The organism is Frankia sp. Cppng1_Ct_nod (assembly GCF_920656135.1).
Lineage (GTDB): Bacteria > Actinomycetota > Actinomycetes > Frankiales > Frankiaceae > Protofrankia > Protofrankia meridionalis.
Window position 1 is genome coordinate 1 of sequence record NZ_CAKKTK010000104.1, and the last position, 13,420, is coordinate 13,420.

Consider the following 13,420-nt stretch of genomic DNA (forward strand, 5'->3'; position numbering starts at 1 on the left):
CGTCGAACCCGCATCTTGCGATCGAGGCGCTGCGGGCGCTTCTCGTCGAGGAGTCGGGCCAGGTCTCGCGGCACAACCTGGTACGCCAGCGGGCGTTCTCCGAGCGCATCGCCGAACTGATGCGGAAGTACACCAACCAGCAGCTCACCTCGGCCGACGTGATCGCCGAGCTCATCGAACTGGCCAAGGAGGTCGCCGCTGAGGGAAACCGCGGCCAGCACTTCAGCCCACCGCTCTCCGGCGACGAACTGGCGTTCTACGACGCGGTCAGCACCAACGAGTCGGCCGTTGCGCTCCAGGGCGATGACGTGCTCGCCCAGATCGCCCGCGAGCTGGTCGCGGTCATGCGCCGTGACGTCAAGACCGACTGGACCGTGCGAGACGACGTGCGCGCCAAGCTCCGATCGTCGGTCAAACGGCTGCTCGTCAAGTACAAGTACCCGCCGGACAAGCAGCCGGAGGCCATCCGCCTCGTGATCGAGCAGATGGAAGCTATGGCACCCCGATACGTCACGGGATAGTGGTTTCGTCCGCTAGAGATCGCCAGTGCGCCCGGCCCAGTCGTCGTGGGTGGTCGCGTAGATGCTGCGGGGCTGGCCGCCGCGTTCGGCGGTCTCGGCGAGCCTGAGACCGAGCTTCTCCGCGACCCGGATGGAGGCGGCGTTCTCCGGGTGGATGATGCTGATCACCCGTTCCCGCTTCAGGACTCTGAAAGAATTGTCAAGCGCGGCGGATATGACTTGCAGGGTCTGCTGGTGGTGCCGAACAGGAATGTCAGCCCGGCCACGGCGGCCACTATGAATGCCACTGTCTTAACTTTGGGTGCAGAGGTTGCAGTCGGTCGACTGGACCGAGCCAGTCTACGGCACCGAACTCCGACTCGCGATCTGACCTGAAGACCAGTAGGGCCCGGCGCTTTCTTCCGCACGACGCTGCTGTCCCGCCCGGTCTTGTTGATGGCACCACGGGCGGTGACCTTCAGCCCCGCCGACATGGCTGCGCGGCGCTGTGGGCGAGCGCGGCAAGTTCGACGTGACTGTTTGTCAGATTTGACCCAGATCGATCTTCGCTGGGAAAGGAGCCGAGACCTTGACCACAGCGGTGAAAACGTCCCCGTCCCGGTAGGCCCTGGTAGCCGGGTCGAGGAGATAGGTGTAGATCAGCGGAACGCCGGTAGCGGCCTGCTCGATCCGCCAGTAGAACGCGATGCCGGCCCTGGCGTACTGGTCCGCCTTCACGATCCTGTCGGTGGTCTCCGAACCCGGCGAAACGACCTCCACGACCAGCAGCACGTGTTCGGGACGGGTGGGCGTGACGTCGATCGAGTCCGCGCGGTACACGACCACGTCAGGACGACGATTAGTGAGCGGCACGTCCTGCAGCCGGACGTCGATGTCCGTGTCGGCGTTCCAGTCATCTCCTGCGGCGGTGTCCAGAGCGTTCGCGACGATCCGGGCCACGCGGTTGTGCCGTTTGGACGCGCTGGGGCTCACGACGACCATCCCGTCCACGATCTCGATGCCCGCGCACTGCTCCTCGGACCAGGAGTCGTACTCTTCCGCTGTGATCTGATCATGCATCCACGCGGGGGCGACCATCTCCGCGGTCACGACGCACCTCCCGGAACCTGCACAGCGAGTCTGGATCCGCTTCGTCCATCGTAGTGTGCACTCTCCGAGGCGGCTCCATACCACGAGAGATCCGTTTGCTGCGATTCAGCGGATCCCCCCGCGGTGGTGCTCTATCAGTGCAGGAGCTACCAATGGTTCGGAACGTGTGTTCGAGTGGGCTTGAAGTGCTTCCGTCGCGGCGCTCACTGGGCTTCGCCCCTGGTCAGGACGCGCGTGTGGACGGGACGGACCGTGATTTCGGGACCTTCGACCAACATCAAGCGGTTCTTATGCTGGTACGTAAGGTCCACTACCCTGCGTAGTAAGTCACTGAACTGGGCAAATAGGTTTGATCTATCGCGTCGGGGTGGTCGTGAGGATCTGAAGTTGCAGGTCGGCGGTCACGGGAAGCGGGTTCGTACAATGCCGGGGCTTCGGAATGGACGGCTCGGATGGTGACCATGAGTGCCAGTTCGGGCCTCTGGCGTCGGTTGTAGTCGTGCGATGTCCTGCTGGCGGGTCGCTGCATGGGCGGCGCGGTCGGGCAGTTTCGGGGAGCCGTTGGCAAGTCCGGCGGAGATCTTTGAATCCCCGCAGTGACGACGTCCGCGGGGGAGGGAAATGTGGGTCAGAGCTGGACGTGGATCTGGCCGGCGCGAAGGGCGGGGATCACGCCGCCGTCGATGCGTAGGTCTGTGCCGGTGAGGAAGCCGGCGTCGGGGCCGAGGAGGAAGCCCGCTGCGGCAGCGACCTCGTCGACGGTGCCGGTCCGGCCGGCCGGACTGTGTTCGATCATCGCCTGGTAGCCGGCGGCGCCGGGGCCTGACATTTCGTCGCGGGCCAGTGGGGTGAGGATGATGCCGGGGCTGATGGAGTTGACCCGTGCGCCGCGCCGGCCCCAGCGCAGGCTTGCCGCCTCGACCTGGACGTGGTTGGCGTGTTTGGCCAGGGCGTAGGCCGCACCGGAGTTGGGGACCGCGTCTGGCGCGAGGAATGGAAGCGCGAGTAGCTCGTCGGTGTCGGTCTGGGCGAGCGCCCGGTCCTGGTCTGGTGCCAGCCGCGGGAGCATGTATCCGGCCATGCTGGAGATGACCAACCCTGCCCCGCACGGGGCGATCACGGTCCCGAACTGTTCGAGGAACAGCGCCGTGCCGTAGAGGTCGACCCGCAGGATCGCCGCCGGGTTGGCCTGGACCGGGGAGAGCCCCGCGGTGTTGATGACCTGGACGATGTCGCCGAGGCTGGTCGCGGTCTTGACGAGGGCCTCGACCGAAGCGCGGGAGGAGACGTCGACGGTCTCGGCGATGACGGTGTGTCCGTCTCGTTCGAGTACCTCGGTGGCCGTCTGGAGGATGTCGTCGTTGAGGTCGGCGAGGAGCACCAATCGACCGGCGCCGAGCCGTCGCGCGATGGCCTGGCCGATTCCACCGGCACCGATTACGGCGACGACGTCTCTGTTACGCATGGCGCTTCTCCTGGTCGTGAACGTTGGATGGGGCTGTCGGTCATCGGGTCAGCGTTCGAGGGTTCGCGCTTGGGCTTCGTTGTGGTGGTCGCCTTCCGCGGGGGTCAGGGCGTCGAGCGTCGCCAACTGCTGGGAGGTGAGGAGCAGGTCGTCGGCGGCGAGGTTCTCCTCCAGCCGGGTCACCCGCTTCGTGCCGGGGATCGGGGCGATGTCGTCGCCCTTGGCCAGCAGCCACGCCAACGCGACCTGGGCCGGTGTCGCGGCGGCCTCGCGGGCGACGGCGCCGACCTCGTCGGCGATGCGCAGGTTGCGCTGGAAGTTCGCACCGGTGAACCGGGGGTTGGTCCGCCGCCAGTCGTCGGCTGCGAGATCGTCGAGCGACCGGACCTGCCCGGTGAGAAACCCGTGGCCCAGCGGCGAATAGGGCACGAATCCGATCCCGAGCTCACGCAGCAGCGGCAGTACCTCGGGTTCCTGATCGCGAGTCCACAGCGAGTACTCCGACTGCAGCACGCTGATCGGATGCACCGCGTGGGCGCGACGGATTGTGTCCAGCCACGCCTCGGAAAGCCCGAGGTGCAGAACCTTGCCCTCGCTGACAAGCTCGGCGAGCACGCCGATGGTCTCCTCGATCGGGGTGCGCCGGTCGACCCGGTGCTGGTAGTACAGGTCGATGCGGTCGGTGCCGAGCCGGCGCAGTGAACCCTCGACCGCGATCCGGATGTTCTCCGGCGTACTGTCCGCGACGCCGGCCCGGCCTCCAGTGTCACCGCGGTGAGATATGAACCCGAACTTCGTCGCGAGTACCAGCTCGTCGCGCCGGCCTTTGATCGCCCGGCCGACGAGTTCCTCGTTGGTGTATGGCCCGTAGACCTCGGCCGTGTCGATCAGCGTGACGCCCAGGTCGAGCGCCCGGTGGATCGTGCGGATCGACTCGCTGTCGTCGCTGCCCGCGCCGGTGTACGCGGCGGACATGCCCATCGCGCCCAGGCCGATCCTGCCAACGTCGAGGGTTCCCAGCTTCACGTGCTTCACGATCATTCCTCCCCAGCTCCGTGGTAGCAGCGGGCCGCTGACACACAGCGGCAACCGCCACCACCGATGGTGGGCGTCGGGCGACCGGCGTGGGAGGGCCGGCTGTTCCTGGCAATGACAGGGCTACTCAGTCGGGTGGACCGGCGCCGACCCGAGGGGAGACTGTTCGGATGTGACGCCCAACGCCCAGCACGGCAGCGAACTCGGACGGTTCCTGCGGGCCCGGCGCGGCCGGGTCGCGCCGGGCGACGTCGGCCTGCCTGTCGGCACCGGCCTGCGCCGCACCCCCGGCCTGCGCCGCGAGGAACTGGCCTCCCTGGCCGGGGTGAGCGTCGACTACTACGTCCGCATCGAACAGGGCAAGGAAACCCGTCCCAGCCCGTCGGTGCTCAACAGCCTGGCGCGCGTCCTGCGACTCGACGATACCGAACACGAGTACCTGCGCCAGCTGGTGGCCCGCGCCACCGGCCAGACCCCGCCCGCGCGTGAGGTGCTCAGTCGGTCCGTGAGTCCGACCGTGCACCTGCTGCTCGAAAGCCTGCGGCCCTTTCCCGCACACGTGATCGGCCGCACCGGCGACGTGCTCGCCCACAACCCCGCCGGCCTACGCCTGCTCGCGGGCCTGGAGCGCTGGCAGGCCCCGCAGCGCAACATAGCCCGCTACGTCTTCCTGCACCCAGCCGCGCGTGACCTGTTCCCGGACTGGGGTCGCCAGGCCCAGGAGATGGTCGGGTTCCTGCGCGCCTTCGCTGGAACCGACCCGGACGCACCCGATCTCGCGCCCGTCGCCGGCGAGCTCCTCGTCAAAAGCCCCGAGTTCGCCCGGATGTGGGAACGCTACGACGTCCGCGGCCACAGCCGAGGCCGCAAGATGTTCCAGCACCCCGACGCCGGCGAGCTGACACTCAGCTACCAGGTCATGAAACTCCTCGGCACCCCCGGCCAACACCTGATCACCTACGTCGCCGAACCCGCCACCCCAGAACACGACAAGATCGTCCTCCTCGACATGCTTGCCGCACAGGGCAAAGCGGAAACCGTCACGCCGTCATCGTCCCAAGCCGCACAAGACGGCAATCAGCAGTAAGGGGAAACGTTTCAGCGCTCGAACGTGCGGCCTGATCACTGGTGTGCTGGGTCGCCGGCGGCTTCGGCGGCGGCGGCCCAGTTGGCGAGCAGCTTGAGTCCGTCGGCGGTCGGTGTGCCGGCGGGCGCGGTGTAGGTGAGCAGGGTGAGCCCGGGGTGGGACGGGAACTCCATGGCCTCGAAGTTGAGGTCGAGCGCGCCGACCACCGGGTGGTGGAGCTTCTTCTGGCCGGTGCGGTGGAAGCGGACGTTGTGGGCCGCCCAACGGGTGCGGAAGTCCTCGCTGCGGGTCGACAGCTCGCCGATCAGCTCCATGAGCTGCTTGTCCTGGGGATTGCGACCCGCCTCGGAGCGCAGCATCGCGGCGACGTCGTCGGCGGCGCGTTCCCAGCCGACGAAGAACGCGGGCGCGGCGGGGTCGAGGTAGATGAAACGGGCGGTGTTCGCCGGCCGGCGCGGGTCGGCGAGCACCGGCGCGTACAGGGCGCGGGCCAGGCGGTTGGTGGCGAGCACGTCGTGGCGGGCGTTGCGTACCCAGGCGGGGGCGTCGGTGATGGCGTCAAGGACCTGCTGGATGCCGTCGGTGACGCCGGTAAACTTCGTCCGCCGCGTCCGGGCGGGCGCGGGCGTGGCCGCGCGGGCGAGGTCAAACAGGTGCTCGCGCTCGGCCTCGTCGAGCTGCAGCGCCGTCGCGAGCCCGTCGAGGACGGCGTCGGACGCGCCGGCGAGGTTCCCGCGCTCCATCCGGACGTAGTAGTCGATGCTCACGCCGGCCAGCAGCGCGACCTCCTCGCGGCGTAGTCCCTTGACCCGGCGGTTGCCGCTGCCGTAGGCGGGCAGCCCGGCCTGATCGGGGGTGAGCCGCTCGCGGCGCGAGACGAGGAACTCGCGTACCTGGGCCCGGTTGTCCGCGCGGCTGTCCATACCTCCACGGTAGGCATGGCCGCGGGAGGCAAGGAGGTACTGCCGTTACCTGGAAGAGCAGACACTCCCCGGGCGCCGCGGCCGACGCCAGAGTTGACGACGTGACCGGGTCTGCCAGCGACCGCCTCACGCGCCTGCGTGGCGCCGACTCCGCTGGCCGACTGGGGAGTCCGCAAGGTCCCCATCGGGCGCTGAGCACCCGACGTGCCGTGCTCGCATCGTGTGGACGGTGCGGGTGGGTGACCGTCTCTACGTGCGGTCCGTGAACGGGTGCCGCCTACCGGGCGAAATACGGTCGCTACTCCGCGCAGACCATCAACCGCATCACGAGCTCCCAGGCTCGTTCCACCACCCTCGAGATGCTCCCGCGGTAGCTACCGCATCCTCCTTCTCGATCTCGACTACAAAGGACAGCGACATCATGCGAGCGACCTTCATGTTCGGCGCGGGTGACGTCCGCGTCGAGGACGTCCCGGACGCGAAGCTGCACGAGCCGACCGACGCCGTCGTGAGGGTGGTCCTGGCCTGCGTGTGCGGGTCCGACCTCCACCCGTATCACTCGATGTCACCCACTGACGAGGGCGTCCCGATGGGGCACGAGTTCCTCGGCGTCGTGGAGGAGGTCGGCGCGCAGGTGACCGGCCTGGCCCCGGGCGACTTCGTGGTCTCCCCGTTCGCGTTCTCCGACAACACCTGCGCGTTCTGCCGGGAGGGATTCCACACCGCCTGCGCGCACGGCGGCTGGTACGGCGCCGGCGGGGTCGGCGGCGCCCAGGCCGAGGCGGTGCGGGTCCCGCAGGCCGAGGGCACGCTGGTAAAGATCCCGGCCGGGGTCGACGAGGCGCTGTGGCCCTCGCTGCTGACCCTCTCGGACGTGTACCTCACCGGCTGGCACGCGGCGCACATGGGCAGGGTCGCCCCGGGGCGGACCGTCACCGTCATCGGTGACGGCGCGGTCGGCCTGTCCGCGGTCCTCGCCTCGAAGCGCCTCGGAGCCGACCGGATCATCCTGATGGGCCGCCACACCGACCGCACCAACCTCGGCCGTGAGTTCGGAGCGACCGACGTCGTCGCCGAACGCGGCGACGAGGGCATCGCGAAGGTCCGCGACCTCACCGCCGGCGAGGGCAGCCACGTCGTGCTCGAAGCCGTCGGGCACATGCCCGCCTACGAGCAGGCCTACGGCATCGTGCGGCCTGGCGGAGTTGTCTCCCGGGTCGGCGTCCCGCAGTACGAGCAGGCACCGGTCGGGTTCGGGTCGCTGTTCGGCAAGAACATCACCCTCACCGGCGGCCCCGCCCCGGTACGCGCCTACATCGAGCAGGCCCTGCCCGACGTCCTCGAGGGCCGCATCGAGCCCGGGCGGGTCTTCGACCGCACCGTCGACCTCGATCACGTCGCCGACGCCTACCAGGCCATGGACTCCCGGCAGGCTCTCAAGGTCATCGTCCGCCCCTGACGCAGGATCACCCCATCAGACAGGAGCTTCGCCATGGCGCCTACCGAGCAGGCCCGCCGCAACCATGAGGCGCTGTTCCCCGGTCATGTCTCCACCCTGGCGGTGACGGATCCCGAGCTCATCGAGTACTTCGACAACTTCGCCTTCGACGAGGTTCTCGCCGACTCCAGGCTGGACGCCCGGACGCGGATCATGGTCCAGCTCGCCGCGATGATCGCCTGCCAGGCCCTGGCCGAGTACCGGGTCATGCTCGGCGCGGCCCTCACCACCGGCGTGAGCCCCATCCAGGTCAAGGAGATCGTCTACCAGGCCGTGCCGTATGTCGGGATGGCGAAGGTCTTCGACTTCCTGCACGCCACTAACGACGTCCTGACCGCACGCGGCATCGACCTGCCGCTGCCCGGCCAGTCGACCACGACCCCGGACACCCGCGCCGCGCGCGGACTCGCGACCCAGAGGCAGATCATCGGCGACGGCGCCGTGGACGCCCTGTACGCGGGCGCACCCGACGACGAGCAGCACATCCAGCGGTTCCTGTCGGCGAACTGCTTCGGGGACCACTACACCCGCACCGGCATCGACATCCCCACCCGCGAGCTGCTCACCTTCGCGATGCTCGTCGCTCTCGGTGGCTGCGACCCCCAGGTCAAAGGCCACGTCGCGGCGAACCTCCACGTCGGCATCGACCGGACCTGCCTGCTCGACGTCCTCACCCAGCTCATCCCCTACATCGGCTACCCCCGCACCCTCAACGGCCTGCGCGCCTTGGACGCGGCCACTGCGGCCCCGCGGCGCTGACAGCCCTCAATTTGGCAGGGAGAACGTGATGGCAGCACGCACCTGGCTGATCACCGGAGTCAACAGCGGCTTCGGCCGCGAAATCACCGAGCAGCTGCTCGCTCGCGGCGACCGCGTCGTCGGCACCGTCCGCGACACAGCCAGAGTCCAGGACCTGACCGACAAGCACCCCGACGCCTTCCACGCCGAGATCCTCGACGTGACCGACACACCGGCGATCCACACCGTCGTCGACCACGCCTTCGCCACCCACGGTCGGATCGATGTCGTCGTCTCCAACGCCGGCTACGGCCTGTTCGGCGCGGCCGAGGAACTCACCGACGCCCAGATCGACCACATCATCGCCACCAACCTCACCGGGTCGATCCAGCTCATCCGCTCCGCCCTGCCCCACCTGCGCGCCCAGGGTGGCGGCCGGATCATCCAGATCTCCTCCCACGGCGGCCAGGTCGCCCTCCCAGGCAACTCGCTCTACCACGCCACCAAATGGGGCATCGAAGGCTTCGCCGAATCCGTCGCCCAGGAAGTCGCCGGCTTCGGGATCGGCGTCACGATCGTCGAACCCGGCGGCGCACGCACCGAGTTCCGCTACGGCAGCGCACAGGTAGCCGAGCTCATGGACGTGTACGACGACACCCCGGCGCACGCGTTCCGCGCCATGCTCGACCCAGCCGGCGGCCTCGCGCCCGGAGACCCGGCCCGGATGGCCGCGCGCATCATCGCCAGCGTCGAGACCGAACCCGCACCCCTGCGCATCGTCCTCGGCACCCAGGCACTCGACGCCACCCTGCGCACCCTGCGAACCCGCATCGAGAACTTCGAGACCCAGTGCGACCTCGCCGCCTCCACCGACTACCCACCCGGCGAATAGCACACATCCCCGCCTGTCCGCCCTGGTGGGACTGGGACTGTAAAACCAACGGTGTAACTCCTATGTGACACTCTGTGCATACGCGCAGGTCGAGGAGGGCGAGGACGGGCCGGTCCGGCAATTGTTCGACACCCACGTCTTCGGCACCGTCCGCACCATCAAGGCTGTGCTGCATGCGCGCCCGCCGCTCCGGCGCCATCGTCAACCTGTCGTCGATCGGCGCACGGGTCTGCCCCGAAGGGTCCGGCTAACCGGCTGTTTGCGCTGTCCGGCAACCAGTGCGCCGTCCCGGGCTGCACGAACGCGGTCACCCATCAGATCGCGCCCGGCGAGCAGTCAGTGACACTGGCGCAACGTGCGCACATCGTCGCTGTCGGACGCCAGGGGCCACGCTCGCGGGAGGTTCCGCTGGCAGGCGACGTCTACGCCGCGAAAAACATGATCTTGTTCTGCGGCGAGCATCATCTGATCGTTGACCGCAACCCTCGTATCTACTCGGTCGAGGTGCTCGCGAAGTACAAGGCCGACCACGAGGCAAGGCTCGCGCCCACGGAGCTCCGCATGCCTCCGCCGGCGTTGGAGACGGACCCGGTCGATCTTTCTCTGCTGCCGGTCTCCGCGCTGCCGGACACCGTCTGGAAGGCGACGTCGCTATTCCGTACGGGTGCCGAGGTCGGCGAGCACCTGCCGCGCCCGAGACGCGAACAGGTGCTGCCCTTCGCCCTGATCAAAGGTGACGTGTGGGCGTTTCACGACCTGGCTGATCCACGAGGTCCGATCAAGGAGGCGGTCGATCCCAACTCCACGGAGAAGCTCGACGTCGCGGAACTGCTGGCGTCCGACGACGCGAATGTCTACGTCTGGCTCCTGAACGCAGCGCTTCGCGGGCGCTGCTCCGACGCGGGGTGCGCCACGACCGCCGCCACGACCACGCCGACGATCACCGTTACGAGACGGGCCGAAGCGTCCGAAACCGCCAGGTCCGCGGAACGCCTGTTCGATTCGGTAGATGATGTGGCGGTTGACGCGGTCACGGAGCAGCGTCCCTGGTCAGGGCCCGGGTAGCGACCGGCCGGACAGTGATTTCAGGGCCAGCAACAAAGATCAAATGGTTCGGATGCTGGTACACATGGTCCACGAGCTGGCACGCCGCGGTCGCTGACTTTGGTCAGCTTCGCGGCGGGCCGCGATGTTTTTCGGGGGGACGACCCCCCGAGCCCCCGTCCGGCCGGCGTGGAGCTGGCCCAGGGTGGTCAGGTGGTGTCTGGGCGAGCCGGGGTTGTGGGTCTCCTGGGTGAGCCTCCGGGACCTCGCGGGCGCGATCCGTTGGCGGGGCGGTGGGATCATGGCGTCGTCGCGTCGTCTGGTTCATGACGGGATGTCGTGAGGAGATCTCGGAGCCGTGTCTGGTCGCGATCTTTCTCGGCGGTTCTACGAGCAGGCGGTCCGGCCGCTGGTCTCGGGTGTGCCTCATGCGGCGGCGTTGCTCGGTGAGGGTTCCGAGGTACTCGGCTTTGATGACGAGATCTCCCCGGACCACGACTTCGGCCCCCGCGTACAGCTGTTCGTCCTGCCGGGCTTTGACGCCGAGCCTGTCGACATCGCACTGGAGAGGCTGCCGGCTCGGTTCGAGGATTTCCCGGTTGTCTATCCGGACAGTGACCGATATGACGGCCGGCCGCACCATCAGGTGGAGGTGACGACCGCGCGGGCGTTCTTCGTCGATCGACACGGTGTCGACCCTGCTGACGGGATGGGTCTGGCGGACTGGTTGTTGGCCCCGACGCAGATCCTGGCGAGTCTCACGGGCGGTGTGGTTCTGCATGACCCGCTCGATCTGCTTACCGGGCGGCGTCGGGAGCGGCGCTGTGCGCCGCGGCCAGTCACCTCGCCGACGTCACGAACCAGCTTGGTCTGGCTGAGCCGGTTGACCCCGCGCCGCGCCGCTTTCACTCCCGGGACATCCAGGTACTCGGCGCTGACCGTCTCACCCGTGTGCTGACCGACGCGATCAGCGATCCGCAGCCGCGAGCCCTTCTCGCCCGCCTCGGGCACCGACCTGACGGCCTACTCGGCCATCTCCCCGGCGCGATCGACCAGGCCGTCGACAGCGTGGAAGTCCTCACCCAACCAAACCGTCGCCAGGGCTACGCACCTCTTCTCGGACTCCGGGCCTGAGGTTGCGGCTGCGTGTGAACGCGTCCTTGGCCTGGCTTGTCGAGAACCTGGCAGTCCGGCGAGGCTGCCAGGTTCACCGCGCCGTTGGACAGAGATCATTCGACGGCTCAAGCCGCTTCGCGGCAGGGCTCATGCCGAGGTCACGCCGGATGGGCCGGCGAACGTACCGAAAGACGAGTAGCGTATCCCTTCGGATACGTTTGGCGTCGTGATGGAGGGGTCGCGGTGGAGGGGGAATGGCGGATTCGCTGGCAGGGCGGCTGATCGAATCGGCGCGGCTGGAGGCGGGCCTGTCCGGGGCGGAGCTCGCGCGGCGGGCGCGCACGTCGCGGCCGACGTTGGCGGCCTATGAGCACGGGGTGAAGTCACCGACGTTGGAGACCGCGACGCGCCTGCTGGCGGCGGCGGGCTTCCGGCTCGACGCCGTGCCGGTGCCCTCGTTCGAGGTCGTGGTGGACAGCCGAGGACGACCGTTCACCGTGCCGGATCGGCTGCCCCGGCTCCCGGTCCGGCAGGCGTTGGCACGGGTACGCCTGCCCGTCCATCTGAACTGGTCCGACCCTGATCGGACCTACGACCTTACGGATCGTCGACAGCGTCACCGGCTGTACGAGATCGTCCTGCGTGAGGGGACGGCGGAGGACATCCTCGCCTACGTCGACGGGGCACTGCTCGTCGACGCCTGGCCGGAGCTTGTCCTTCCCATCCCGATCCGGCGTGCCTGGGAGCGAGCCGCCTTCAGGTGATCACATCGTTGCAGCGGGCGGTTGCGCGGGTCTTCTTCGGGCTGCCCGAGAGCGCGGGCTTCGCGGTCGCGGGCGGCGCCGCGCTCATCGCACGTGATCTCGTCGACCGCGAGACCCGCGACGTCGATCTGTTCACCGCCCTCCCGCCCACGGCATCGATCCCCGACACGGCGGCGGCGTTCGAACGCGCGGCGGCTTCGCAGGGCTGGGTCACCCGGCGGGTCCAGCTCACGGGCAGCTTCGCCAGACTTGTCGTCGAGGCAGGCGGCGAGGCGTTGATCGTGGATCTCGGCGTCGACAGCCCGCCGGACGAACCACCCACCCTCACCGAACTCGGCCCGACACTCAGCGCCCATGACCTGGCGGCCCGCAAGACCCTCGCCCTGTTCGGCCGAGCCGAGGCACGCGATTTCACCGACGTGTACGACTTGGTGAACGTCTTCGCCAAGGAGGAGCTCGTCCACCTCGCCCAGACCCAGGACGGCGGCTTCGACCTGCAGGTGTTCGCAGACATGATCGGAACCATCGGTCGGTTCACCGACGACGACCTGGGGCTGCCTCGCCCGGCTGCCGACCGGCTACGCCACTTCTTCTCCGCCTGGCGTCAGGAAATCACCGGCGGATGAGCGACGACCGGCCCCCATCCGGATTTCAGCTCGACCATGCCCACGCCGCGGTCACCAGACGGACCGCGGCGTCCGGACCCACCAGATTTGCGGAACACGTGTTCGACTCGGCGGATGATGTTGTCGGCGGGAGACTCACTGGGCATCGCCCCTGGTCGGGAGCCGCTTGGCGACCGGACGGACGGTGATTTCGGGGCACTGAACCGAGATCGAACAGTTCTTATTGTGGTGCGTTAGGGCGTGTATTCGGTTGCAATCAAGGGGCGGTCCGCGTGAGCTCCTTGATCCAGATCATCGAGGCGCGGAGATGGAGACCAGAAAGGTAGCTCTGCGGGGTCTTGTCATAGCGGGTGGCGATGCCTCGCCAGGCCTTCAGCTTGTTGATCAGACGCTCGACGGTGTTCCGTTCCGTGTACAGGTCGGCGTCGTGGCGGACGGGTTGGCCGCCCCTGCGGCCCTTGTTCTTCCGGTTGGCGGCCTGGTCGGCCTTTTCCGGGATGACCGCCGTGATGTGGCGTCTACGCAGGTAGACGCGGTTGCCGCGGGACGAGTGGGCCTTGTCTGCGGCGACCGCGTCGGCGACGGCGACGGGTCGGGTGCGGCGCCGGATGCGTCGCTGTTC

15 protein-coding genes are annotated in these 13,420 nt (G+C 68.3%); 9 read left to right on the forward strand and 6 right to left on the reverse strand.

What is annotated here, in order from left to right; translation table 11 throughout:
• A partial coding sequence (locus NBW77_RS20295; RefSeq protein WP_250280157.1) for a DUF3387 domain-containing protein occupies positions 1 to 521 on the forward strand: 521 nt, incomplete at its 5' end.
• A 12-nt stretch (positions 522 to 533) separates the two neighbouring features.
• Here the strand turns inward: NBW77_RS20295 and NBW77_RS20300 are convergent.
• The 4 genes from NBW77_RS20300 to NBW77_RS20315 all read right to left on the reverse strand — a co-directional run bounded on the left by NBW77_RS20300 (position 534) and on the right by NBW77_RS20315 (position 4,110).
• Entirely contained in the window at positions 534 to 803 is a 270-nt protein-coding gene (locus tag NBW77_RS20300) for a GNAT family N-acetyltransferase (RefSeq protein ID WP_131747742.1), read from the reverse strand.
• 240 nt (positions 804 to 1,043) lie between these two features.
• Positions 1,044 to 1,598 (reverse strand): Uma2 family endonuclease, encoded by a 555-nt coding sequence (locus tag NBW77_RS20305; protein WP_207387138.1) that lies wholly within the window; start codon positions 1,596 to 1,598, stop codon positions 1,044 to 1,046.
• Between the two features lie 640 nt (positions 1,599 to 2,238).
• Complete coding sequence (locus tag NBW77_RS20310) at positions 2,239 to 3,075, reverse strand: SDR family oxidoreductase (protein ID WP_250280158.1); 837 nt, start codon at positions 3,073 to 3,075, stop codon at positions 2,239 to 2,241.
• Positions 3,076 to 3,123: 48 nt separating this feature from the next.
• Entirely contained in the window at positions 3,124 to 4,110 is a 987-nt protein-coding gene (locus NBW77_RS20315; RefSeq protein WP_131747744.1) for an aldo/keto reductase, read from the reverse strand.
• Positions 4,111 to 4,282: 172 nt separating this feature from the next.
• On the opposite strand from NBW77_RS20315, the gene NBW77_RS20320 reads away from it, so the two are divergent.
• Positions 4,283 to 5,197 carry a helix-turn-helix transcriptional regulator gene (locus tag NBW77_RS20320; protein WP_250280159.1) on the forward strand — a complete coding sequence of 305 codons (915 nt, stop codon included), beginning with the start codon at positions 4,283 to 4,285 and terminating at the stop codon, positions 5,195 to 5,197.
• A 35-nt stretch (positions 5,198 to 5,232) separates the two neighbouring features.
• Here NBW77_RS20320 and NBW77_RS20325 read toward each other — a convergent pair whose 3' ends face one another.
• Entirely contained in the window at positions 5,233 to 6,120 is an 888-nt protein-coding gene (locus NBW77_RS20325; protein WP_250280160.1) for a helix-turn-helix transcriptional regulator, read from the reverse strand.
• Positions 6,121 to 6,541: 421 nt separating this feature from the next.
• Here NBW77_RS20325 and NBW77_RS20330 point away from each other — a divergent pair, with 421 nt between their 5' ends.
• The 7 genes from NBW77_RS20330 (at position 6,542) to NBW77_RS20360 (ending at position 12,798) form a co-directional block, all read left to right on the forward strand.
• Positions 6,542 to 7,579, forward strand: coding sequence for an alcohol dehydrogenase catalytic domain-containing protein (locus tag NBW77_RS20330; protein ID WP_250280161.1), 1,038 nt, complete (start codon positions 6,542 to 6,544; stop codon positions 7,577 to 7,579).
• Between the two features lie 33 nt (positions 7,580 to 7,612).
• Positions 7,613 to 8,377: a carboxymuconolactone decarboxylase family protein gene (locus tag NBW77_RS20335; protein WP_131747745.1), complete on the forward strand. Its 765-nt coding sequence runs from the start codon at positions 7,613 to 7,615 to the stop codon at positions 8,375 to 8,377.
• Positions 8,378 to 8,405: 28 nt separating this feature from the next.
• Positions 8,406 to 9,248 carry an SDR family oxidoreductase gene (locus tag NBW77_RS20340; protein ID WP_131747746.1) on the forward strand — a complete coding sequence of 281 codons (843 nt, stop codon included), beginning with the start codon at positions 8,406 to 8,408 and terminating at the stop codon, positions 9,246 to 9,248.
• A 339-nt stretch (positions 9,249 to 9,587) separates the two neighbouring features.
• The gene (locus NBW77_RS20345) at positions 9,588 to 10,313 is read left to right on the forward strand and encodes a hypothetical protein (protein ID WP_165486239.1); all 726 of its coding nucleotides are present in this window, start codon (positions 9,588 to 9,590) and stop codon (positions 10,311 to 10,313) included.
• A gap of 337 nt (positions 10,314 to 10,650) precedes the next feature.
• Positions 10,651 to 11,250 (forward strand): DUF4037 domain-containing protein, encoded by a 600-nt coding sequence (locus tag NBW77_RS20350; protein ID WP_242605998.1) that lies wholly within the window; start codon positions 10,651 to 10,653, stop codon positions 11,248 to 11,250.
• Between the two features lie 412 nt (positions 11,251 to 11,662).
• Positions 11,663 to 12,172 carry a helix-turn-helix transcriptional regulator gene (locus tag NBW77_RS20355; RefSeq protein WP_131747748.1) on the forward strand — a complete coding sequence of 170 codons (510 nt, stop codon included), beginning with the start codon at positions 11,663 to 11,665 and terminating at the stop codon, positions 12,170 to 12,172.
• Positions 12,169 to 12,798, forward strand: coding sequence for a nucleotidyl transferase AbiEii/AbiGii toxin family protein (locus NBW77_RS20360; protein ID WP_165486240.1), 630 nt, complete (start codon positions 12,169 to 12,171; stop codon positions 12,796 to 12,798). Before NBW77_RS20355 ends, NBW77_RS20360 begins: the two co-directional genes overlap by 4 nt.
• Positions 12,799 to 13,054: 256 nt before the next feature.
• Here the strand turns inward: NBW77_RS20360 and NBW77_RS20365 are convergent.
• A partial coding sequence (locus NBW77_RS20365; protein WP_250280162.1) for a transposase occupies positions 13,055 to 13,420 on the reverse strand: 366 nt, incomplete at its 5' end.